The organism is Catenulispora sp. GP43, from assembly GCF_041260665.1.
Lineage (GTDB): Bacteria > Actinomycetota > Actinomycetes > Streptomycetales > Catenulisporaceae > Catenulispora.
Genome location: NZ_JBGCCT010000052.1, coordinates 1 through 21,708, shown reverse-complemented (window position 1 = coordinate 21,708; position 21,708 = coordinate 1). Strand labels below are relative to the sequence as shown.

Annotated in this window: 15 protein-coding genes; 8 read left to right on the top strand and 7 right to left on the bottom strand. The window is 71.7% G+C overall.

Annotation, left to right across the window (positions count from 1 at the left end; genetic code table 11):
- Positions 1-2 precede the first annotated feature (2 nt).
- Entirely contained in the window at positions 3-1,406 is a 1,404-nt protein-coding gene (locus ABH926_RS51005) for a helix-turn-helix domain-containing protein (protein ID WP_370374667.1), read from the bottom strand.
- Positions 1,407-1,715: 309 nt separating this feature from the next.
- Between ABH926_RS51005 and ABH926_RS51000 the strand changes: the two genes are divergently transcribed.
- From ABH926_RS51000 to ABH926_RS50985, 4 genes are all read left to right on the top strand, one after another.
- Complete coding sequence (locus tag ABH926_RS51000) at positions 1,716-2,690, top strand: hypothetical protein (protein WP_370374666.1); 975 nt, start codon at positions 1,716-1,718, stop codon at positions 2,688-2,690.
- 98 nt (positions 2,691-2,788) lie between these two features.
- A complete protein-coding gene (locus tag ABH926_RS50995; protein WP_370374665.1) occupies positions 2,789-4,333 on the top strand; it encodes an amino acid permease in 1,545 nt (514 codons plus the stop codon).
- A gap of 2 nt (positions 4,334-4,335) precedes the next feature.
- Positions 4,336-5,253 carry a GNAT family N-acetyltransferase gene (locus tag ABH926_RS50990; protein WP_370374664.1) on the top strand — a complete coding sequence of 306 codons (918 nt, stop codon included), beginning with the start codon at positions 4,336-4,338 and terminating at the stop codon, positions 5,251-5,253.
- 114 nt (positions 5,254-5,367) lie between these two features.
- Entirely contained in the window at positions 5,368-7,596 is a 2,229-nt protein-coding gene (locus tag ABH926_RS50985; RefSeq protein ID WP_370374663.1) for an MMPL family transporter, read from the top strand.
- Between the two features lie 78 nt (positions 7,597-7,674).
- Here ABH926_RS50985 and ABH926_RS50980 read toward each other — a convergent pair whose 3' ends face one another.
- On the bottom strand, positions 7,675-8,454 hold the full coding sequence (locus tag ABH926_RS50980) for an SGNH/GDSL hydrolase family protein (protein WP_370374675.1): 780 nt from the start codon (positions 8,452-8,454) through the stop codon (positions 7,675-7,677).
- Positions 8,455-8,696: 242 nt separating this feature from the next.
- Complete coding sequence (locus ABH926_RS50975) at positions 8,697-10,169, bottom strand: FAD-binding protein (RefSeq protein ID WP_370374662.1); 1,473 nt, start codon at positions 10,167-10,169, stop codon at positions 8,697-8,699.
- A gap of 151 nt (positions 10,170-10,320) precedes the next feature.
- On the opposite strand from ABH926_RS50975, the gene ABH926_RS50970 reads away from it, so the two are divergent.
- Together ABH926_RS50970 and ABH926_RS50965 are read left to right on the top strand one after the other, a co-directional pair.
- Positions 10,321-11,007 (top strand): class I SAM-dependent methyltransferase, encoded by a 687-nt coding sequence (locus ABH926_RS50970; RefSeq protein WP_370374661.1) that lies wholly within the window; start codon positions 10,321-10,323, stop codon positions 11,005-11,007.
- 43 nt (positions 11,008-11,050) lie between these two features.
- Positions 11,051-12,784, top strand: a complete 1,734-nt coding sequence (locus tag ABH926_RS50965) for a SpoIIE family protein phosphatase (protein WP_370374660.1) — start codon at positions 11,051-11,053, stop codon at positions 12,782-12,784.
- 5 nt (positions 12,785-12,789) lie between these two features.
- On the opposite strand, the gene ABH926_RS50960 is transcribed toward ABH926_RS50965, so the two are convergent.
- From ABH926_RS50960 to ABH926_RS50945, 4 genes are read right to left on the bottom strand one after another with little or no spacing between them, the layout of a single operon-like run.
- On the bottom strand, positions 12,790-15,156 hold the full coding sequence (locus ABH926_RS50960; RefSeq protein WP_370374659.1) for a tetratricopeptide repeat protein: 2,367 nt from the start codon (positions 15,154-15,156) through the stop codon (positions 12,790-12,792).
- A 27-nt stretch (positions 15,157-15,183) separates the two neighbouring features.
- Complete coding sequence (locus ABH926_RS50955) at positions 15,184-16,659, bottom strand: MFS transporter (protein WP_370374658.1); 1,476 nt, start codon at positions 16,657-16,659, stop codon at positions 15,184-15,186.
- A gap of 47 nt (positions 16,660-16,706) precedes the next feature.
- Positions 16,707-17,171 carry a MarR family winged helix-turn-helix transcriptional regulator gene (locus tag ABH926_RS50950; RefSeq protein WP_370374657.1) on the bottom strand — a complete coding sequence of 155 codons (465 nt, stop codon included), beginning with the start codon at positions 17,169-17,171 and terminating at the stop codon, positions 16,707-16,709.
- A gap of 45 nt (positions 17,172-17,216) precedes the next feature.
- On the bottom strand, positions 17,217-17,972 hold the full coding sequence (locus ABH926_RS50945; protein ID WP_370374656.1) for a phosphotransferase family protein: 756 nt from the start codon (positions 17,970-17,972) through the stop codon (positions 17,217-17,219).
- A gap of 57 nt (positions 17,973-18,029) precedes the next feature.
- Between ABH926_RS50945 and ABH926_RS50940 the strand changes: the two genes are divergently transcribed.
- Both ABH926_RS50940 and ABH926_RS50935 read left to right on the top strand, forming a co-directional pair.
- Positions 18,030-18,278 (top strand): hypothetical protein, encoded by a 249-nt coding sequence (locus ABH926_RS50940; RefSeq protein WP_370374655.1) that lies wholly within the window; start codon positions 18,030-18,032, stop codon positions 18,276-18,278.
- A gap of 44 nt (positions 18,279-18,322) precedes the next feature.
- Positions 18,323-21,571 (top strand): sacsin N-terminal ATP-binding-like domain-containing protein, encoded by a 3,249-nt coding sequence (locus ABH926_RS50935; protein WP_370374654.1) that lies wholly within the window; start codon positions 18,323-18,325, stop codon positions 21,569-21,571.
- The last annotated feature ends 137 nt before the right edge of the window (positions 21,572-21,708 follow it).

The window sequence follows — 21,708 nt, the reverse complement described above, 5'->3', positions numbered from 1 at the left end:
GATCAGGCGGCGAGCACCGCCAGCAACTGGTCCACGACCTCCATCGCCTCGGATCGCCGCGCTCCCGGTGCCCGCACGATCTCCCGACCCGCGCGGCAGGCCACCGCCAGCGCCCCCACCGACCACGTGGCCTCGGCCATCTCGATGGCGGTGCGCACATGGCGCAGCGCGGCCTCGGTGTCGCCCTCGCCGAGGCAGGCGAGCGCCAGGTGGCCGAGGACCACGGCGAGCACCTTGCCGGGCTCGTAGCGGATGGCGGCCTCGGTGAGGGCGACGCGCGCCTCGCCGTGCCGGCCGAGGGCGAGGTGGGCGGAGCCGGACAGGCGCTGGTAGGCGCGGGGCGGGCAGACTCCGGGCGCGGGGTCGTCGGGGCTGATGGCGGCCATGGCGCCGCGGGCCGTGGTGAGGGCACGGTCGCATTCGGCGGCGTGGCCGAGCAGGGCATGGCCCTCGGCGGCGTGCAGGCGGGCCAGGGCGAACAGCGCTTCGCTGACAGGAGCCGCGATGACGGCGGCCTGCACGCACTTGCGGACTCCGCTGCGGGGGTCGCCGCCGTAGAGGCCGACGAAGCCCGAACGCAGGGTCGCGGTGACGTGCAGGACCGAGTCGCCGGCCTGTCCGGCGCGGCGGGCGGCGCGATCGAAGAACTCCTGGGCCGCGGCGGAGTCGCGGCGGCCGGCGGCGTCCCACAGGAGGCGGCCGACGAGGAGGGCGGCTTCGGCTTCGGCGACGTCGAGGTCGCGGCGCCAGCGCATGGGGGTGCCGGGGGCGGGACTAAGGGCAAAGCCGGGTGCCGAGCCGGGTGCCAGGCCGAGCGCCGGGCCGAGCGCCGGGCCGAGCGCCGGGCCGAGTGCCGGGCCGAGTGCGGTGCCGGCGGCAGGTGCGAGGCCGGGTGCCGTGTCGCTCGCGGTCGGCAGCGGTGCGCCGGCGGCCCCGGTCACAGAAAGCTGCGACAGCCGCGGCGGGTCGAGAGTCCGAGCATCGCCGGAGGTTCCGTTCGCGCCGGCCCGCAGGGCCTCGACGCGTCCCAGCAGTCCCGCGGCCTGTATCACCAGTCCCGTCGCGGGTCGGGCGTCGTACTCGGCCGTCAGCTTCGCGACCTCCTCGCGCACTCCCGCGATCGCGGCCAGCCGTCCGTCGTCGGCGCCTTCCCAGCCGGTGGCGTAGGGCTGCTGCGGGACCTCGGGGGTCAGCAGCCGTTCGAGGTCCTGGAGTCCGACGCCCAGCGCCCGGGCTATCTGGGGCCGCCTCCCGGGCAGCGGGGTGGTGCATCCGCTCTCCCAGCGCACAACGGTGGACACCTCGACGCCGGCGCGGGTGGCGAACGCCTCCTGGGTGAGGCCGGCGGCCTCGCGCGCCCTGGCCAGCCCCGCGCGGCGGAGTCTGGAGTGCCTCGACTTGGCCATGATTACCCCCTTTCCGAATTCCAGCGGACTGCGACCGACAGTATGCGGACAGTCAGCGATATCCGTCAGCATACTGATAGGTCAGGGCCCTTGTCGCATGGTTCGTGCATGGTCTGCGCACAGTCTGTGCGCTTCCCGGACCGGGCGTTTTCGGCTTGGGTATTCGCGTTCAGTTCGGGCCCTGACAACAAACGACACGGAGGCGGTGGCAGTCCGGTGTGCACACACTGCGGGCGTCATTCGTCCTCTCCAGCACAGGGATGGTCGCCGTGACCTCTCTCAGGGCCTCCTCGTCAGGAGAGGCCCGCCGTGGCGAAACGTAGAGGACCGGGCGAGGGAAACCTCAAATTGGTCTGGGATCCGGCCGGCCGGGACCAACGGCTGGCGACCACCACCCAGGAGTTCCGGGTCGGGCGGTACACGCTGGCCGGCGAGCTGCTGGCCGACCGGCAGGCCGGCGAGGACGTGCGCGACTACCGCTACCTGGTGCTGGCGCAGATCGCGGCGTCCAACGGCGTGGACACCGCCTGGCTGACCGAGGAGCCCGACAGTCCGGAGGCGGCGCTGCTGCGGCTGCGCACCAACGTGATCAGGGCCCTGAAAGCGCATCGCGCCCAGCACCCCCGGGCCTACGGGCTCATCGACCTGACCCGGAACCAGTGCCTGGAGGCCGCCGAGCGCTTCCCGGACGATCCGCTGCCCTGGATCGCGCTGCTCCACCTGGCCCCGGCCGCGCCGGACAACGTGCCGGGCCCGCCGGAGCTGTTGATCGACGGCCCCTGGCAGACCATGGGCCAGCTGTGGCGGCGCGATCCGTGGAACCGGGAGGCGCACCACCGTCTGCTGGCCGCGGTCGGGCCCAAGAGCGGCGGGTCGGTGTCCTCGGTGTCCGCGGTGGCGCACTGGATCGCCAGCCAGGCGCCGAGCGGGTCGGCTCTGCTGGTCCTGCAGCTGGTGGCCTTCATCGAGGCGTTCCGGCAGCAGGTGGAGCGCAACGACCTCAACAAGGTCCTGCTGACGTACCGGAACTGGTCGACGGCCTACGCCGAGCAGGAGACGGAACGCTGCTACACGCACTGGTTCCTGCCGACCGGCGGAAGCGGCGCGCTGCTGCCGGATCTGCACCACCTGGCGCACGCGCTGTGGGCTGGGTCGCAGTGGCGGCCGGCGGCCCAGGTCTTCGACGCCATCGGCCCCTATGCGCTGACGATGCCGTGGTCGCTGCACGGGAACCCGGAGCAGGCACTGGTCATGGCCCGGGAGCGTTGTTTGTCCGAACTCTGACGCGCTCGGATCCGCCCGGATCCGCCCCCACCCCCCGGCCGCGTACGCCCTCGCGTGGCACGTCCCTCGCACCCCCCTTCCCCTGAGAGGTACGACAGATGGCGACTTCCGCCACATCGACAGGCCGTCCCGGCAGTTCGGTGGAGATGCCCGACGACGACCAGACCCTGCGCGAACTGGGCTACCCGCGGCAGTTGGCCCGGCGGGTCAACGCGTTCGGGAACTTCGCCATCTCGGCGACGATCATCAACTTCATCTCCGGCGTGATGACCGCGCTGGGCCTGGCCATGATCTCCGGCGGGCCGCGCATCATGGTCTTCGGCTGGCTCGCGGTCGGTCTGCTGGTGCTGTTCGTCGGCGCCGCGATGGCCGAGATCACCTCCGGCTTCCCGACCTCGGCCGCGCTGTACTACTGGTCGGCGAAGCTGGCCAAGCGGCACAACGCGGTCTGGAGCTGGTTCACCGGCTGGCTGAACTTCATCGGCCAGATCGGCGGCACCGCGGCCACCGACTTCGCGCTGGCCAACTTCGCCGTGGCGCTGGCCACGCTGCAGTGGCACAGCTTCAACCCCGGCGCCGGGGAGATCCTGGCCATCTACGGCGCGATCCTGCTGATCCACGCGTTGCTGAACACCTACACCGTCGGGCTGGTCGCGCTGCTGAACAAGATCAGCATCGCCTGGCTGCTGGTCGGCGGGCTGGTGATCACCTTCTACCTGATCGTGTTCCCCTCGCACCACAACTCGGCGGGCTTCGCCTTCACCCACTTCGTCAACGGCACCGGCTTCAAGTCCGGCTTGTACGCGGGCATGATCGGTCTGCTGTTCACCAGCTGGACGTTCACCGGCTTCGACGCCTCGGCGCACATGTCCGAGGAGACCACGCGCGCGGCGGTCTCGGCGCCCAAGGGCATCGTCCGCTCGATCGCGTTCTCCTGGATCGCCGGGCTGGTGCTGATCCTGGCGCTGACGTTCTCGATGTCGGCGAGCAACTACAGCACCGAGGCCGGGGCCAACGAACCGGCCGCGCAGATCTTCGTCGACGCGCTGGGCCTGCCCACCGCCAAGGTCCTGCTGCTGGTGGTCTGCGGCGCGATCTTCTTCTGCGGGCTGGCGAACATGACCTCGAACTCCCGCCAGATCTTCGCCTTCTCCCGCGACGGCGCGATCCCCGGCAGCAAGCTGTGGCGCTCGGTCAGCAAGCGCACGCACACCCCGGTGAAGTCGGTCTGGTTCGCCGCGATCGGCGCCTTCCTGCTCGGCGTGCCGTCGCTGTGGAACACGGTGGCGTTCCAGGCCATCGTGTCGGTCAACGTCATCGGGCTGTTCGGCTCCTACGGCGTCCCGATCTTCCTGCGGCTGCGGCGCGGCGACGACTTCACCCCGGGCCCGTGGAACCTGGGCCGCTGGAGCAAGCCGGTGGCGACCGTCGCGGTGGTCTGGATCGGGTTGAGCAGCATCCTGTTCCTGCTGCCGCAGAACTACCCGATCACCCACAAGTCGTTCAACTACGCCCCGGTGGCCTTGGCCGTCGTGCTGGCCATCGCGACCGTATGGTGGTTCATGACGGCCCGCCAGACCTACCGCGGCCCGATCAGCTACGGCACCCCTGAGGAACTGGCCGCCATGGAAGAGGACCTGTAGGCATGAACCGGGACGAGAGGGCCGGCGCTGGCCCGGACGAGGCGGCGCGGCTGGAGATCGGCCGCGCTACCGCCTCCGACTGGCGGGTCTTCGAGTCCTGGGCCGCCGGCGAGGGCTGGAACCCCGGCCCCGCCGACGGCGGATGCTTCCTGGCTCAGGACCCTGACGGGTTCTTCGTCGGCCGGATCGACGGCCGGCCGGTGTCGGCGGTGTCGGTGGTGAACTACGGGGAGGAGTTCTCCTTCCTCGGGTTCTACCTCGTGCACCCCGACTTCCGCGGCCAGGGGCACGGCTACGCGACCTGGCAGGCCGGACTGGAGCACGCGGGAGGCCGGGTGATCGGGCTGGACGGCGTGCTGGACCAGCAGGACAACTACCGGCGCTCCGGCTTCCAGCTCGCTCACCGCAACATCCGTTACGTCGGGTCGGCCGCGGCGGTCGGCGCGCGAGCACCGGGCGGGATCGACGCCGCGGTACTGCCCGCCGACCAGGTCGGCCGGCACGCGATCGAGGCCTACGACGGCGGCCGCTTCCCGGCCGAGCGTCCGGTGTTCCTGGACCGCTGGCTGTCGGCGCCGGGGCACATCGCGTACGCCGCCGTGGCCGACGGCGGGCTCGTGGGCTACGGCGTCATCCGGCCCGCCCCGGCGTTCGCGAAGATCGGGCCGCTGTTCGCCGACACCCCCGAGATCGCCGAGGCCCTGTTCAGGGCCCTGGTCTCCGGGCTCGCGGCGGCGTCCGGACCCGAGGCGCCGGTCGAGGTGGCGCTGGACGTGCCGGAGCCGAACGCGGCGGCGGTGGCGCTGGCCGAGCGGTACGGGATGAAGCCCAGCTTCGAGACGGCGCGCATGTACACCGGTCCGGTGCGCGCCATGGATCTGGCGACGGTCTACGGGATCACCACTTTCGAACTCGGCTGACCCGCCGCCGCCGACCGAACATCCTGGCGAAGTGCCGCTGCGCCGTCCGTCCGCCGGGTCCCGGATGGCGCAGCCCGGACTGCGCACGTCGCGGCCGCACCGGATGCTGCGAAGGTGTCGACCTATCTCTTCCGGATCGCCCGCTGGTCGTTCCACAGACGGCGGCGGGTCCTCGCGGCGTGGCTGATCATCGTCGTCGTCATGATCATCGTCGCCGGGGCCAGCGGAGGGAAGACCAACGACGAGTTCACGATCCCCGGCACCGAGTCGCAGCACGTCACGGACCTGCTGGAGCAGAAGCTCCCGGCGTTGGGCGGCGCGCAGACGACCATCGTGTTCGCCACCCCGAACGGCGTGCACGTCACCGATCCCGGTCCCAAGGCCGGGATCGAGCAGTCGATGGCGAACGTGGCCAAGGTGCCCGGGGTCTCGCAGGTGTCGGACCCCTTCCAGGGCGGGCCGATCTCGCAGAACGGCCAGGTCGCGCTGGGCAACGTTCAGTGGACCAAGCAGCCGGCCGACATCAAGGACTCCACGCTCGACCAGATGAAGGCCGCCGTCGCCCCGGCCGAGGCGGCGGGGGTGCAGGTCGAGTACAACGGCAGCGTGTATCCCGGGTGGCGGGTCGTGCCCTCGGAGCTGCCCGAGCTGGTCGGCCTGATCATCGCGTTCATCATCCTGCTGATCACCTTCGGCTCACTCGCGGCGTCCGGGCTGCCGATCATGACGGCCGTGCTCGGCGTGCTGATCACGGTCATGACCATCACCGCGCTGGCCGCCGTGATGACCATCGCCTCCACCTCGACGACCGTCGCGATCATGCTGGGCCTGTCCACCGGCATCGACTACGGGCTGTTCATCATCGGCCGCCACCGGGACGGCGTCCTGCGCGGGATGCGGCCCTACGACGCGGTGGGCCTGGCCGCGGGCACCGCCGGCGGTTCGGTGGTGTTCGCCGCCCTCACGGTCATCATCGCGCTGTGCGGGCTGGCCGTGGTCGGCATCCCCTTCCTGACCATCATGGGCGTGGCCGCCGCCGGCGCGGTGTTCCTGTCCCTGCTCCTGTCGCTGACACTGGTCCCGGCGATGCTGGGGTTCGCCGGCGACAGACTCAGAAACTTCTCCCGCCTCCCCTTCGGCAAGGACCACTCCGAGCGCATCGCGAAGCAGTCCGTCGAGGCCCCGGAGAGGTCCCGCGGCTGGCGCTGGGCCCGGTTCGTGGTCCACCACCGGATCGTGGTGCTGATCACCGGCGTGCTGTTCCTGGTGGTGCTGGCCCTGCCGGCCACCCAGGTGGAACTGGGCCTGCCCGGAGCCTCGTCGAACCCGAAGAGCAACACCTCCCGCAAGGCCTACGACATCACCACCGCGGCCTTCGGCCCCGGCTTCAACGGCCCGCTGCTGGTCGTGGCCGACGGGGTGACCTCGCAACAGCAGGTGTCGCAGATCGCCGCCGGGCTGGCCAAGCAGCCCGGGGTGGCCGCGGCCACCCCGGTGGCGCAGAACGGCGACACCGCGGTGATCCGCGTGATCCCGACCACCGGCCCCAGCGACACCCAGACCGCGACCCTGGTCCACCACCTGCGCGACAACCGCACCGCGATCGCCGCCGGCAGCGGGGCGACCATCCTGATCGGCGGCCTGACCGCGTCGAACATCGACGTCTCGGCGAAACTGTCCTCGGCCCTGCCGGTATTCCTGGCGGTGGTGATCGGCCTGGCCTTCATCCTGCTGACCTTCGCCTTCCGCACCATCTGGGTCCCGATCAAGTCGATCATCGGCTTCCTGCTGTCGGTCGGCGCGGCCTTCGGCTGCACGGTGGCGCTGTTCCAGTGGGGCTGGGGCCAGACGCTCTTCAACGTCACCAAGTCCGAGACCATCAGCTTCCTGCCGATCATCATGATCGCCATCATCTTCGGGCTGTCCAGCGACTACGAGGTCTTCGTCGTCAGCCGCATCAAGGAGGACTTCACCCAGAAGGGCGACGCGGTCGAGGCGGTCCGCCGCGGCACCGGCCGCGCCTCCCGCGTGGTGACCGCGGCGGCGCTGATCATGTTCTCCATCTTCGTGGCCTTCATCGTCTCCCCCACCCCGACGATCAAGGTGATCGGCTTCAGCTTCGCCGCCGGCGTGTTCCTGGACGCCTTCGTCGTCCGGCTCACCTTGGTCCCGGCGGTGATGGCGCTGGCGAAGTCCGGCTTCTGGTACCACCCGCAGTGGTTCGCGCGGTACGTGCCGGACCCGGACATCGAGGGCGAGCAGTTGCAGGAGCAGCTGGAGTACCACGAGGGGGTCGCGGCCAACATCGACGTGGACCCGCGCGAGATCCCGCCGACAGGCTGAGAGCCCGACGGCCGCGGCGATCATCCCCGTGATCGCCGCGGCCGTCCGTTTGGCGCTCAGGGCGCGACGGCTTTGCGCTCAGGGCGCGACGGCGCTGAACGCCGCGTAGTAGCCGCCGCTCTGCCCACTGGCGGTCGGGTGGTAGGAGTCGCCGACGTCGGTGACGTCCACCGAGTGCAGCCACTCGTTGAAGAAGTCGCACAGCTCGTGCCCGTGGAACTCGCCGCGGACGTCGGCGAAGGTGTCGCCGGCATTCTTGGCCGCGGTGGAGATCTGCGTGTCGAGCAGGTCCGCGGCGTTGTTCAGCGCGGTGCGGTCGGTGCCGGACAGGCCCGGGCAGTACCAGGAGTGGCCCAGGTCGTACAGCTCGGGGTAGCCCAGGACCACCACGTGCGCGGACGGCGCGGCGTTCCGGATCGCCGCGAACGTGGCCGCCAGCCGGCCCGGCAGGATGGTCTTGGCCTGCGAGGTCGCGGTGTTGATCGCGTTCAGGCAGGCGCTGTCGGAGTCCAGGACGCAGGTCTCCATCACCGAGGAGAAGCCGACGTCGTTGCCGCCGATGGTGATCGACACCAGGGAGGTCGAGGAGCTCAGCGCCGATATCTGGTTGTTCAGCACGTCCTGGGTGGTGGCGCCGGAGCAAGCGACGGAGACGTAGCTGGCCGGGTGGCGGCTGTTCGCCCACAGCTGCGAGTAGGCGTTGGTACTGCGGTCGCAGCTGCCGCTGGACGAGATGTAGCTCCCGGCGCCGACACCGGAGGAGTACGAGTCGCCCAGGGCCACATAGTGGTCGGCCGCGGTCGCCGAGGCGTTGGTACCCATGAACGTGACGACGGCCGTGAGCGCCGCCGTCAGCATGAACAGGCCGCGCCGGAGCGACGGTCTGCGCGAGCGGTGGGTCGTCAGCACTGAGTGCCTCCACAGGGGGTGGGATGTGGGGTGACGCACTGATTTGAATAGCACGACATCAGAGCCCTGTGAAGGATAGTTTCGCCCGGTTCACAAGCAACGGAAATGACAGACGAAAGTTGGCGGTACCGCTTGTGACCCGCGGTCGTCGGCCGCGCGGGAAAACCCGCGCGGCCGCTGCCGATCCGCCGCTAAGAAGTGAAAATGCCCTGTCCCGGGGCGAGAATCCCGTAGGGGTCGAAGCACTGCTTCGCCGCCCGGAACTGCTGCCACCGCGCGCCGTACTGCGTCCGCCAGTCGGCCGGCGTCATCGGGATCGCGCCCACCGGGTACTGCGTCCCGCCCTTGGCCTGCACGCTCAGGTACAGATCGCGGTTGGCCTGCACCAGTTCCGGGGCCGGGAGCGCGTCGTCGGGCGCGGCCGTACGCAGCACCGCGAACAGGAAGGCGAGCTCGCCCTCCGGCACCGACAGCAACGGCGCCGTGAACCTGGCGGTCGGCACCGGATACAGCAGCACCAGTCCGCTCGCACCGAGGTCGGCCGGGGTCGTGGCGGCCATGGTGGCCTCGACGAGGGCGTCGGTGGCGGCGTCGGGCAGGAACCCGTTGAACCACGGATGCGGGTCGTACCACTCGCCGCTGGCCTTCAGCGCGGCGACGGTCGGCGCCAGGTCGTCCACGAAGTCGAAGTAGGCGGAGTCCTGGATCTGCGGCGGGCCGATGTAGGCGAGATCGCCGATCAGGACACTGTCATTCGGCGGGGTCGTGTCGTAGAAGGCCGATCCTTCGAGGATGTACTGCCAGCCGCCGCCGGTGGCGGGCAGGATCGTGCCCTCCAGCCAGTCGAAGCGGCCGTCGCCGACGACCTTGCGCTGCGCCGCGGTGAGCGCGGCCACGCTCGGATAGGCCAGCGAGTAGCTGCGCACCGAGGTCGGTGCGGCGACCAGGCGGATGACCGCGCGGGTGATGACGCCGACCTGACCGAGGCCGGACAAAGCGGCGTGGAACAGGTCCGCGTTCCGGGTGGCCGAGCAGGTCTGGACCTGGCCGGTGCCGGTGACGACCTCCAGCTCCACGACGGTGTCGACCTGCGCGCCGTGGTGCTGCGAGGCGCCGCCGACGCCGCCGGCGGACAGCGTGCCGCCCACCGAGAGCTCGATGTAGTCGGTGAACACCGGCGGGGTGAGGCCGTGGGCCAGACTCGCGGTCAGGACCGCGCTCCACACCGCCCCGGCTCCGACGGTCGCGGTCTTCGCCGCCGGGTCGACGCTGATCGCGTCCAGCGGCCCCAGATCGACGATCAGTCCGCCGGCGACCTGCGCCTGCCCGAAGGTCTGGTGGCCCTGGCCGCGCGGGGCGACCGGGATGCCGAGCGGGCCGCAGAAGGCGATCATCGCGGCGACGTCCCGGACCGAGCCGGGCAGCAGGGCCGCCTGCGGGGTGCGGTGGACCAGGTGGCCGAAGTCGTCCTCGTAGGGCGCCAGGTCGGCCGGGGCGACCAGCAGGCGGCCGTCCAGGTGCGGGGCGTGCCGGAAATCCGATCCCGCGCTCTGCGGGGCCTGGGCCGCCCAGGCCCGCGAGGTGAGGTCGAACCCGACGGCCAGGGTTCCCACGCTCACCGCGCGGACGAACGAGCGACGGCTGTGCTGCGCGTCGATGCGCATCAGTCCCACCCTTTCCCACGGAAATGAAGACCATTGATAATACGGAGGCCGGTGGCCCACTGCGACCGGACTGGGTCAGTTGTGCGCAAGTGCTTTTGCCAGTTGCGTGCAAGGCCTGTGCCAGGTCTGCTTCCGCGAGTCGAGGGGTCACATGGTCATCGGGAATCCGGGCTCGCCCACACCGCTGGATCAGGCGTGGATCGACCGCGAACAGGCCCAGGCCCGCGCCTACGACGCCATCGGCGCCCGGTACGACGAGGCCTTCCCGCACAAGGACGGCCAGCTCGCCGTGGTCCGGACCCTGCTGGAGCGGCTGCCGGCCGGCGCGCGGGTGCTGGACGTGGGCTCGGGCACCGGGTTGCCGACCGCACGGCAGCTGGTGGACGCCGGCTGCCGGGTCACCTGTCTGGACATCTCCCCGCGCATGCTGGAGATCGCGCGGAAGAACGTGCCCGAGGCGGAGTTCGTCCTGGGCGACGTCGTCGACTTATCGGCGCCCGATCCGGGCTACGAGGCGGTGACCGCCTTCTTCGCGCTGCTGCATCTTCCGCGCGAGCAGATCCAGACCGCGCTGCGCCTGATCCACCGGGCACTGGTCCCGGGCGGCCGGTTCGCGGTCGCCATGGTGGAGGCCGACGTGGACGACGTCCCGATCGCTTTCCTGGACAGCAGAATCCGAGTCACCGGGTTTCTGCGCGACGACTTGCGTACTGTGTTGTCAGAGTCCGGATTCGTCATCGAGCACGAACAGGTACTTTCTTACGCACCGGAGACATCTTCGGCACAACCGGAGATCCAGATGTTCTTCCTCTGCCAAAAGGCGGATGAACGGTCCTAGACTCCGCACACCAGTATCGGGCCGGAGCGAGAGCAACAGATAAGTGCACGAATCAGAGCACGGGCACAACGGAGTGCTGACGTACAAAGTGGATCTGCGGGACCATCTGTCGTTCCTGAACGAGGCGACCGGCCGCATCGGGGCCGGCGCGGACATGGTGGCGGTCGCCGGGCAGTTCGCCGCGACGCTGGTGCCCCGCCTGGCCGACTTCGCCTCGGTCCATCTGCTGGACGCGCTGTTCGTGGACGGCGCCCCGGCCCCGCCGGCGCTCGGCGCGACGGCATCCAGCCTGGTGCGCCGGGTGGCGGTGGCGCACGACGAGCCGCCGGAGCGCTGGCTGGCGCTGGTGCCGGAGGGCGCGGTGCAGATCATGCACGACACCAGCCCCTGCCACGAGGCGATGGCCACCGGCATGCCGGTCCGGCTGGACCGGGTCACCCCGGACCGGGCCCTGGCGATGGCCCTGTCGCACTCCCCCGGCGACCTGTACCCGCTGGTCGCCGAGCGCGCCTACCTGGCGGTGCCGATCGTGGTCCGCGGCCGGGTCCTCGGCTGCGTGGCCCTGACCCGGCGCCCGGAGCGCGGCGGGTTCGACGAGATCGACGTGCTCACCGTCGGACAGCTGGCGGCCCAGGCGGCCCTCGGCGTGGACAACGCCCGGCTGTTCCGCGGCCAGGTGGCCACGGCCGCCGAATTCCGGCGCGGGGTGCTGCCGACCGCCCCGCCGACGCCGGCCGGCGTGGAGGTCGCGCACCGGTACCTGCCGGCCAACCCGGCCGTCGCCGTCGGCGGCGACTGGTTCGACACCATCGCGCTGCCCGGCAGCCGGGTGGCGATCGTGATCGGCGACGTGATGGGGCACGGCGTCCGCTCGGCGGCGGTGATGGGCCACCTGCGCATCGCGGTGCAGACCCTGGCCGCCCTGGACCTGCCGCCCGGACAGCTGCTCCGCCAGCTCGACAGCCTGGCCCTGCAGCTGGGCGACGACCACCTGGCGACGTGCCTGTACGCGGTGTACGACCCGATCGCCTCCTGCTGCGTCATCGCCAACGCCGGCCACCTGTCCCCCATGCTGGTCCGCGCCGACGGCCGCGTGGAGCGCGTCGAGGTCCCCAGCGGCGCGCCGATCGGCGTGGGCGGCGTCGCCTTCGACACCGCCGAGATCCCCATCCGCGACGGCGACGTCCTGGTCCTGTACACCGACGGCCTGGTCGAGGCCCGCGGCGACGACATCGACGACCGCATCGAGGCCCTCGGCGAATGCCTGGAACTGGCCGCCGGCCTGGACGCCGACCCCGAGGCGCTGTGCGACACCCTGCTGACCATGCTGGACGGCGACAAGCACGAGGACGATGTCGCCCTTCTGGCGGCGCGTCTGAAGGGCATCCCGGCGGACAACATAGCGAACTGGCTCCTGGCCCCACTGCCGCCCACAGTCCCGCGCGCCCGCCGCCTGGTCCGCCAGGCGATGGCGGAGTGGGAGCTGCCGGAAGGCGTGCGCGACACCACGGAACTGCTCGCCACCGAGCTGGTGACGAACGCGGTGCGCTACGCCCACGGACCGATCGAGCTGAGGCTGCTGCGGACCCGGACGCTGCTGTGCGAGGTCCGCGACGACGACCACTTCCTGCCGATCCTGCTGGAAGCCGGCGATCTGGACGAGGGCGGGCGCGGGCTGTTCCTGGTGAGCCAGCTGGCGCTGCGTTGGGGCGTGAGCCGGACGGCGAACGGAAAGGTCGTGTGGTTCGAGATGGCGTTGGAGGAGGGCCGGGGATAGCCGCCTCATCGCTCCCTTGACGCCACGAGCTCCCCGATCCGCTGCCGGACCTCCTCGGCAAACTGCTCATCGGCGGTCTCCACGACGCTCAGTGCCTCCCGGAACAGCGCGAGCGCCTCGTCGACATCACCTATGAGCGCCAACAGATCCGCGAGGTGCGTCAGCGTCCGCGCTCGGAAGGACGCGGCACCGTAGCGGTCGTGCACCGCGAGCGCGCGCCGGTACGTCGCCGCGGACATCTCGTAGGCGCCGGCTTCGCGGTGCGCGAATGCCAGGCTGTCCAGCGCGACAGCTTGGGACCACAGATCGCCGAGTTCCTCCGCCAGCCGCACCGATTCCTCGCACGCGTCGACCGCCGGCCCCAGCTCTCCCAGATGCGCCTGACTCCACCCGACCAGGTTCAGGCTTCGTGCTTGCTCGGTGCGGCCGTCGACGCCCAGAGACCGGCTCACATCCAGCGCCAGCAGCGCGTACTCCAGGCCGGCTGCATAGTCATGGCGCTGGCACCATGCGGCACTGATCTTGCACAGCCCGCGCGCTTCGTAGAAGCGATCGCCGGTGCTGCGGCAGATCTCGATCGAACGGTTCAGGTCTGCGATGACGCTGTCGTACATGTCGAGGGGCGTCATCGCCATGACCCGCGCCTGGAGCGAATACGAGAGCGCAGTGAGGTCGCCGACGTGCTCGGCGGCTTGGAGGGCGAGCGTCTGACTGCGGATCATTTCCCAGTAGCGGGCCGTCTTCATACAGTGCCCGACCAACGACCACGCCAGCTGCCAGGCGATGACGGGTTCGGACTCGACACATGTCTGGATCAGTTCCTGAAAGGCTTCGAACTCTGCGTCGAACCACACGCCGGCAGCGGCGGCGTCGGCCATCGGAACCAGGGTCGTCCGGTCCTGCGGCGCCGGGAGCGGGACGCAGATCGGGTCGCGGACGGGGACCTCGAGCATCGCGGCGTGGTGGCCGTTGTGGAGGTAGTGGTCGAGCAGGCGGCTGCGCGCGACGGATTGTTCCTCGGCGGCGTCGGCCCGGGCTTGGTGCCGGGCGTATTGGCGGACCAGGTCGTGCATCTCGTAGCGTCCGGCGTACTTCTGGTCGATCAGGTACTCGTCCTGCATCCGCTCCAGGAGCAGCTCGGTGCTGTCTGTCGTCAGGCCGGTCAGGGCCGCTGCCGAGGCGGCGGAGAAGTCGTTGCCGGGATGCCGGCCGAGGAGCCGGAACATGCGGCTCGCCTGCGGGGTGAGGCCTCGGTAGGAGAGGTCGAAGACGGGGTCCAGAAAGCGGCTCGTCGAGGTCTCGCCGTCCGGATCGGATTCCAGTCGCGCGGCCAGGTCGGCGAGCGACCACGCGGGCCGTGACGTGAGCCGCGCCGCGGCGATGGACACGGCCAGGGGCAGCCGTCCGCCGGCGGCCACGATCCGTTCCGCGGCGTCGGGTTCGGCGGCGGCGCGGTCCTCGCCGACGACCTTCGCCAGCAGCATCCGCGCTTCCTCGGGCTGGAACACGTCCAGGACCAGCGGATCGGCCCCTTCCAGGTCCGCCAGGCTGCGGCGGCTGGTGACCAGGACCAGGCACGTCGACGCGGCCGGCAGCAGATCGCGGACCTGCCGCGCGTCGGCGGCGTTGTCGAGCAGGAGCAAGGCCTTCCGGCCGTGGATGCGGTCGCGGAACATGGCGGCGCGCTCGTCGAGCGTCTCGGGGATCTGCTGCCCCGGTACGCCCAACTCGCGCAGGAAGCCGTCGAGGACGCCGGCGGGTTCGGCGGGCGGCCGTTCGGGATCGAACCCGCGCAAGTTCACAGACAGCTGAAGGTCGGTGTAGTGGCCGGCGCGCAGCAGACGATGCGCGGCGTGCACCGCGAACTGCGTCTTCCCCACGCCTCCCATGCCCTCGATGGTCGCGACGAACGGAGCGGCCAGCCGTTCGTCGGCGGAGGCGGCGAGGACGTCCATGAGGTGCTTCAGTTCGGCCTCGCGGCCGGTGAACTCCGGCAGGTCCGCCGGGAGCTGCCGCAGGACGCCGAGCGGGCCGCCGGTCTTGGCCACGCCGTGCACGCGGACGCAGGCCTGCCGCCACCGGTCGACCGCGGTCTCGTCGGCGCCGAGCGCGCGGACGATCGCGATCACCAGGTCCGGATTGAGGCGTCGGCGCCGGGACTGGAAGACGTCGCCGATCGTGGAGTGCGGCATGGCCTGCGGCGGACGCATCAGGGGGCCGACACGCCGCGCCAGGGTCCGGTAGGAGGGGTTCCCGCTGCGGTGGCGGAGTTCCTCGAGCAGGGCGATGAACTCCGGAAGGTCGGCGGCGCGCGCCGGGTCGGGGTCGGGGTCGGAGTCGGGGTCGGGGCAGGCGTCGGTGTCGTCGCTCACGCCTGCCGATCTTAGGACTCTGTCTTCCTACGACGCGGCCTTTCTCGGCAGTGTGCGGTCCAGGACGGAGACCAGGAGAAGGAGGAGGCTGACACCGAGCATGATCCAGGCGATCTGGTGCACGCCGTGGTCGCTGACGCTGGTGTGGAAGACCATGCCGGTGATGGCCGAGGAGGCGATCGAGCCGACGTAGCCGAAGGTGCGCAGCAGTCCGGCGGCGGTGCCGAGCTGGTCGGCGGGCGCCTGCGCGTACAGGGCGGTCTGGTTGCCGGCGGCGACGAAGCCCATGACGAGTCCGAAGACGAGCGTGATGACCACGACCCAGCCGATCCAGGCGGAGGCGCTCAGGACGAGGGCTCCGGCCGCGCCGGCGACGCAGGCAAGCGCCGCGGCGATGACGGGGCCGCGGACCAGGTTGCGGCGGGAGACCGGCGAGACGATCAGGCCGGAGACCAGCGTCATCGGGAGCAGGAGCAGGCCGGCCTGGGTCTCGCTGAGGCCGCGGACGGCTTCGAGCCATTGGGTGATGCCGAACAAGACCACGTACAGGCACAGCATGGCCAGGCCGAAGCGCAGGTAGGTGCGGGCGAGCGCGGTGTTCGCGGCGAGCATGCGGACATCGAGGAAGGGGGTCGCGGCACGCAGCTCCCAGAACACGAGCGCGACCCACAGGGCGACGGACAGGGCCAGCAGGTACCAGTGCGCGGTGGGGAGGGCGAACAGGAACAGCAGCAGCGCGATCATGGCGGCGGCGAAGCCGGCGATGCCGACGACGTCCAGGCGTGCGGCCACGTGCCGCCACCGGAGCGGGCGCTGGAGCGGGCCGTCGGGCGAGACCCAGGTGAGCGTCGCGGCCAGCGCGATCAGGGCGACCGGCACGTTGACGAAGAAGACCGAGCGCCAGCCGAGCGCGCCGACCAGCGCGCCGCCGATCGGCAGGCCGAGGGACGCGGTGGCGATGCCGGCGATCTGCAGGCCGCCGAGCACGCCGCCGGGCGGCTTGGCCAGGCCCGCCGCCCGGGCGCGGCCGCGGATCAGGAGCATGGCGGTCGGGTAGGCGCAGGAGGTGCCCAGGCCTATCAGGACCCTGCTGACCAGGAGAACGGGCAGGTCGCCGGCCAGGCCCCCGACCAGGCCGCCGAGCGCGACCAGCAGGATGCCGGCGAGGAAGACCCGGCGCGGTCCGAAGACCTCGGCGGCCTTGCCGGCGGTCGGCTGCGCGATGGCGCTGGCCAGGTAGAGGGCGGTGACGAGGGCGGCGGTCTGGCCGATGGGGACGCCGACGCCGTGCGCGATCGGCAGCAGGGCGGTGGCGATCAGCGAGCTGTTGATGGGGTTGAGGGCCGAGCCGATGAACAGCGGGGTGGTGAAGCGCCAGGAGAAGGGATTCTTGTTCTTGTCTTGGTGCTGGTGTGCAGGGGCTGTCGCGGCTTCGGCGACGCCGTCCTCGCGGGTCGTGGCGGGTATGGCGGGTATGGCAGAGGTGGCAGGCGTGCCGGGCATGGCGGCTCCAGAGGTGCGGAAGGGAGCGTGGGAGCCCGGGAGCAGCGTCAGAGCAGCTCCGCGAGCCGTTCGATCAGGGGCGCGGCGGCGGCGAGGACCGCGACCTCCGCGTCGGTGAACGACTCCTCCAGGACGGCGGTGACCTTGTCGGCCACGGCGTTGCGCCCGGAGTGCACGGCGGCCAGGCCCTCCGGCGTCAGGCTCAGGATGGACTGGCGCGCGTCGGTTGCGTGCGCACTGCGCGTGACCAGGCCGAGCTTCTCCAGACTGGCGACCGTCGCGCCCATCGCCTGCGGCGTGATCTGCTCACGCCGCGCGAGGCCGGTGGTGGTCATCGGCCCCAGGCGGTCGAGCCGCGACAAGGCGGTGAGCTGCGGATTGCTCAGCTCTCCGGCGGCACCAGCATCCTGGACGCGCCGTTTGAAGGCGCCGATCCCGATGCGGAGACGGTTGGCGGTCTCGCGGCGGAGGTCCGGCTCGCCGGCGGCGGCAGGGGGCTGGGCTTCGTTCACGATGTTCAGTCTAGACTTGGCAGTTTGAGATTACAAGTCTAGCCTTCATACTTTTGCGAGCGCCCGGTCGAAGACCGCTCGGTGGGTGACGGTGAACGCGGCTTCCCGGCGGCTCCAAGCGATGCGGTCGGCGATGGCCGCGGGGTCGGCGAGAGCGGTTCCGGAGGCCAGGACCGAGGCCCAGAACCGGACGTTGCGCGCCTGGCGCTCGATCGCGGCGTCTATCAGGACGGCACGTTCGGGGGCCGTGAGGCCGTAGGCGTCGGCCAGGATCCTGACCTGGTCTGCCTGGCGGGCGATCGGCGCCGTCTGCTTCGAGGCGATGCACCATGTCCAGGCCGCATAGCCGACGTCTTCAAGCGGGTCGCCGGGCGCGGCGGTGTCGAAGTCGATCCACGCGACCGGCACGCCGTCCTGGAACACGGCGTTGTTGGGCCCGGCGTCGTGGTGGCAGACCACCGGGCTGCGTCCGGCCAGGGCGCTGCCGCGGGTGGCTTCGTGCATCGCACGCAGGAGCCGGCCGGCTGCGGCGATCTGCTCGTCGGTCCACACCTGGAACCGGGCTGGGACATCGCCGGGGATGTAGCTGAACAGGTCTGCGCCATCCTCACAACCGAGGTATCGCGGTGCGCCGCCGAAGCCGCGCTGTTCGAACAGCCCCAGCAACTCCGCCACGAATCCGGACGCCGCACCCGCCGGCCTGCGCACAACATCGCCCACACTCGCGTCCGAGCCCGCGCCCGCGCCGCCGTCCACGAGCACGACGCCCCCGGTCATCCGCCCACCCGTCAGCTCCCGCATACCCCGAACGGTGCCCACAACGTGCCGCGCACCGCAAACCGGCGCATCGTCCCGACTGTGAGCCGCTACACGTACGAGCTGGCCCGTGACCGGGATCTCGACACGGACAGCACCGAAGACCAGTTCTGGCACATCGTGCGCATCGATGACGCCGCCGACCCGCCGCATCTGCACACCCTGTGCAACCGTGCGCTGGTGGAGCCGGTGACGCGCTGGCGTGACTACTCGGTGGAGCGGATGGTCGACATCATCTGCCATCAGTGCCTGACCGGCTATGTCGCGGAAGCGGGCAGCCAGGCGGGATGAGGCGCGTGCGCCCCGGGTGTTGAGACACGCCCTAGAATCCGCGGGTGAGCGATCCGTTTGAGACAGCAGCGATCCGGGCCCGGGTTCTGGAGGCGTGGGTAGCCTCGCCCGTGCGTTTCCGCGAGGACGCCAACCTGGAGGAGGACCTCGTCCTCGGCGGGTACCGGGACCGGGTGGTCGTGGAGTTGGCGCAGAATGCGGCCGATGCCGCGTTGCGGGCCGGAGTGCCGGGGCGGTTGCGGCTGACGTTGGAGGGCGGGACTCTGACCGCCGCCAATGTCGGAGCGCCGTTGGACGCCGACGGGGTGACCGGGCTGTCCACGCTGCGGGCCTCGGCGAAGGTCGGGGAGGCGGCCGCGGCCGGTTCCGCCGACGCCGCCTCGCCGGTCGGCCGCTTCGGCGTCGGCTTCGCCGCGGTCCTCGCGGTCTGTGACGAGCCCTCCATGCTCTCCCGTGACGGCAGCGTCCGTTTCTCCGCCGACGACGCGCGCCGCGAGGTGGAGCGCGCCGCCGAGGGCAGTGAGGGGCTGCGGGCCGAGGTGCTGCGGCGTGAGGGCCGGGTCCCGGTGCTGCGGCTGCCGTTCGCCACCGAGGGGCAGCCGGCGTCGGGCTTCGACACGGCCGTCGTCCTTCCGTTGCGGGACGAGGCGGCGCGCGAGCTGGTGCGCGGTCTGCTGGCCGGGGTGGACGACGCGCTGCTGCTGGCGTTGCCGGCGCTGGCGGAGATCGTCGTGGACGTCGACGGGGACGTGCGGCGGCTGACCGCGGTGCGCGACGCCGACGGCGTGTGCACCATCACCGACGGCGCCGAGGAGTCGCGCTGGCGGATCGTGTCGGCCGGCGGGACGATCGCGCCGGAGCTGCTGGCGGATCGGCCGGTCGAGGAACGTGCCCGGCCGGTGTGGACGCTGACGTGGGCGGTCCCGTGCGATGCGGCCGACGAGCCGCGCCGTCCGGCGACGGTTCCGGTGTTCCACGGTCCGACGCCCACCGACGAGCCGCTGGGCCTGCCGGCGCTGCTGATCGCGACGCTGCCGCTGGACCCGACGCGGCGCCGGCTGGCCCCGGGGGCGTTGACCGACTTCCTGCTGGACCGGGCTGCCGACGCCTACGCGGAGCTCGTGCGGGACTGGCCGGCCAAGACCGCGGGGCTGCTCCGCCTCGTCCCCGGGCCGATCGCGGACGGACCGGTCGATGCCGAGGTGCGGCGCCGGATCGTGGCGTTGCTGGGCCAGAGCGCGATCCTGCCGGCGGCCGCCGCGCCGGCCAAGGACCAGAACCAGAACCAGAACCAGAACCAGAACCAGAACCAGAACCAGAACCAGAACCAGGACCAGAACAAGGATCAGGAGACGGCGCAGGCCGACGCCGAAGCCGCCGCGGCAGAGACAGCAACGGGGACAGCGGCAGACACCCTCCTCGTCCCCCGCGAGGCCGTCGTCCTCACCCCGAACTCCGAAGCCCTCGTCGCAGCCCTCGAAGACGTCGTCCCCGGCCTGCTGCCGGCCGGCTTCGAGAAGGACCAGGCCGCGCTGTCCACCCTGGGCGTGCGCGGCATCGGCCTGGGCGACGTCGTCGAGGCCGTCGCCGGCCTGGACCGGCCCCCGGCCTGGTGGTCGGTCCTCTACACCGCGCTGGACGCCGTCTCCGGCGACGACCCGCTCGCCTTCGACGCGCTGGCGGCGCTGCCGGTCCCGCTGGCCGACGGCCGCACCGTGCGCGGCCCGCGCGGCACGCTGCGCCCGGCCACCGGCCTGGACGACGCCACCCTCGCCGCGCTCACCCCGCTCGGTCTGCGGGTCATCCACCCGCACGCGCTCGGGGAGGGCTCCGGCCTGCTGGATCGCCTGGGGGCACAGCCTGCCGAGCCGCGGGTGATGCTGGCCGATCCGTCGGTGCTCCAGGCCGTGGACGCCGCCTACGATCCGGTGCCGCTCGGCGACGACGCCGCCTCCTCCGATCCGCTGGCGGTGGCCGAGGCGGTGCTGGCGCTGGTGCGGGCCGCCGACCCGCGGCCCGGCGAGCGGTTCGGCCTGGGCCGGCTGCTGCTGCCGGAGGCCGACGGCGGCCTCACGCCGGCCGGGGAGCTGCTGGTGCCCGACTCGGCGCTGGCCGGGATCGTCGACCCGGAGTTGTACGGGTTCGTCGACGCGGCGTGGGTCGAGCGCTGGGGGTCGGGCGTCCTGCACGCCGCCGGCGTCCCCGACGGCTTCCCGCTGCTGCGGGACACCGATGTGCTGCTCGATCCGGACACCCTCGACGACGAGCTGGCGGACCTGGAGGGCTTCGAGGACTGGGCCGAGCACGTGGAGGCGCTGTGCCCGCCGGACTCCGCGCCGGTGGTGCTGGCCGAGCTGGCCGGCGTCATAGGGCTGGAGACGGTGCGGCCCGAGGCGTGGGCGCGCGCCCTGGAACTGCTGGCCGGCACACCCGCGCTGCGCCAGGCGGTGATCCGGCCGGCGCGGCTGTCGCTGGCCGACGGCGGGAAGCTGACCGTGCCCTCGGCCACCGCGTGGTGGCTCAGCCGCACCCCGGTGCTGGCCGACAAGTGCCCCGCCGATCTGGTCGCCGGCGACGACACCGCTTTGGCAGGGCTCTACGATCCCCTGGACCCGGCCGACGCCGGCGCGCTCGCCAACGACGCGGAGTTCCTGACCGCGCTGGGCGTCAAGACCACCGCCCTGGAACTGCTGGCGACGCCGGGCGGTCCGGACGAGCTGCTGGACCGGCTGGCCGACCCGGACCGGCCGGTCACCCGGAGCCAGCTCACGGATCTGTACTGCACGCTGGCCGAGGTGCCCGCCGACCAGGTGTCCCCGCCGGAACACCTGCGCGCCACCCTGGACGGCGAGCTGGTGGTGGCCGACGCGGACGACGTCGTGGTCGTGGACGCCCCGGACCTGCTGCCGCTGCTGGCCGGCCGGCCCTATCTGCCGATCCCGCTGCGCTTCGCGACCGCCCTGGCCGATCTGCTCGACCTGGACCTGGCCTCGGAAGTGATAGACGCCGGTGTGGACGAGCCCGGCGAGGTGCGGGACGTCCCCGAGGCCGTCAGGGCCCTGCTTCCGGACGCCCCGGGCACCTATGTCGAGCACGACGACCTGATCCTGGCCGACGGCACGGAGGTCGACTGGCGCGTCGCGGACGGGGTCGTGCACACGTCCACCTTCGACGGGCTGGCGCGCGGCCTGGCGTGGGCGGCGGGGCGGTGGGACCAGCGGCATCTGGTCGCCGCGATGCTCGCCGAGCCCGAGCGGATCGCGGACCTGCTGGTGGAGGTCGACTTCGAATAGCAGGCGGCACAACAAGAAACCGGCCGCGGGGGGGGGGGGGGGGGGCCGCCCGGGGGTTTTTTTTACAGTGCCCGGCGTGCGCGACCACGGCCGCCCGGGCGGCCGCGCCGCCCCCCGCCCCCCCCGCCCCCGCCGGG

Excerpts from the sequence above, each read along its gene's own strand:
- ABH926_RS50995 (WP_370374665.1), top strand. The coding sequence starts at position 2,789 with ATGGCGACTTCCGCCACATCGACAGGCCGTCCCGGCAGTTCGGTGGAG.
- ABH926_RS51005 (WP_370374667.1), bottom strand. The coding sequence starts at position 1,406 with ATGGCCAAGTCGAGGCACTCCAGACTCCGCCGCGCGGGGCTGGCCAGG.
- ABH926_RS50955 (WP_370374658.1), bottom strand. The coding sequence starts at position 16,659 with ATGCCCGGCACGCCTGCCACCTCTGCCATACCCGCCATACCCGCCACG.
- ABH926_RS50970 (WP_370374661.1), top strand. The coding sequence starts at position 10,321 with ATGGTCATCGGGAATCCGGGCTCGCCCACACCGCTGGATCAGGCGTGG.
- ABH926_RS50990 (WP_370374664.1), top strand. The coding sequence starts at position 4,336 with ATGAACCGGGACGAGAGGGCCGGCGCTGGCCCGGACGAGGCGGCGCGG.
- ABH926_RS50945 (WP_370374656.1), bottom strand. The coding sequence starts at position 17,972 with ATGCGGGAGCTGACGGGTGGGCGGATGACCGGGGGCGTCGTGCTCGTG.
- ABH926_RS50975 (WP_370374662.1), bottom strand. The coding sequence starts at position 10,169 with ATGCGCATCGACGCGCAGCACAGCCGTCGCTCGTTCGTCCGCGCGGTG.
- ABH926_RS50980 (WP_370374675.1), bottom strand. The coding sequence starts at position 8,454 with ATGCTGACGGCGGCGCTCACGGCCGTCGTCACGTTCATGGGTACCAAC.